1 protein-coding gene is annotated in these 703 nt (G+C 69.7%); it reads right to left on the bottom strand.

Annotated features, from left to right (window positions below; translation table 11 throughout):
* The coding region (locus ACSC1Q_RS42995) for a glycosyltransferase family protein (protein ID WP_495573955.1) at positions 1–582 on the bottom strand (582 nt) is incomplete at its 3' end.
* Positions 583–703: the final 121 nt, after the last annotated feature.

Here is a 703-nt window from a genome sequence, read left to right as displayed (position 1 = left end):
ATCCTCCGAGAACGGGACCCCCAGGCGCCTGGCGTGCAGCCCCAGCCACTGCCCGAGCGCGTCGGTGCTGACCCCCGCCTCCTGCCTGGCCCGCAGGTAGTGGCCGCGCATCCGGGCGAACAGGTCCAGCCCCCACATGAAGCGGGCGTGCGCCGCTCCGCACGCCTTCGCCGCGACCCCTCCCGCGTAGGTGAGCGGCTCCCAGATCACCAGGTCCGGCTGCCACTCCCGGCAGTACTCGGTCAGCTCCGTCATCATCGAGTCGTTCACCACCCGGCACCACCACAGGACGTGCCCCTGGTAGCCGGTCTTGATCTGCTGCCAGGTGAGCATCTCGGGGCGGTTCTCCGCCATGTCGAAATCCTTCTCCTGGCCGGTGTCCTTGGCGAGCTGGAGCAGCCTGCCGAGGCCGTGGTTCGTGCCGAGGGGCACGGCCGTGAGGCCCGCGCCGGTGACGACGTCGGTCAGCTCCGGCTGGCTCGCCACCCGTACCTCGTGGCCGGCGTTGCGCAGCGCCCACGCCAGCGGAACCATCCCCAGAAAATGGCTCTTCTCGGCGTACGACGTGAACAGGACGCGCATGGTCTTTCCTTCCTGGGGCCTCGCCGATCAGTTCGCGGTGGTGCCGCGGTGTTCGGCGGTGAGTCTTTCCAGCTGGGGGACGAGCTCGTTGGGGGTGGGCATGGCCTCGATCTCGGCGCGT

Source organism: Streptosporangium heterodermiicola (genome assembly GCF_051390675.1).
Lineage (GTDB): Bacteria > Actinomycetota > Actinomycetes > Streptosporangiales > Streptosporangiaceae > Streptosporangium.
The sequence above is the reverse complement of the archived record's forward strand: the minus strand, read 5'-3'. Positions and strand labels throughout refer to the sequence as shown.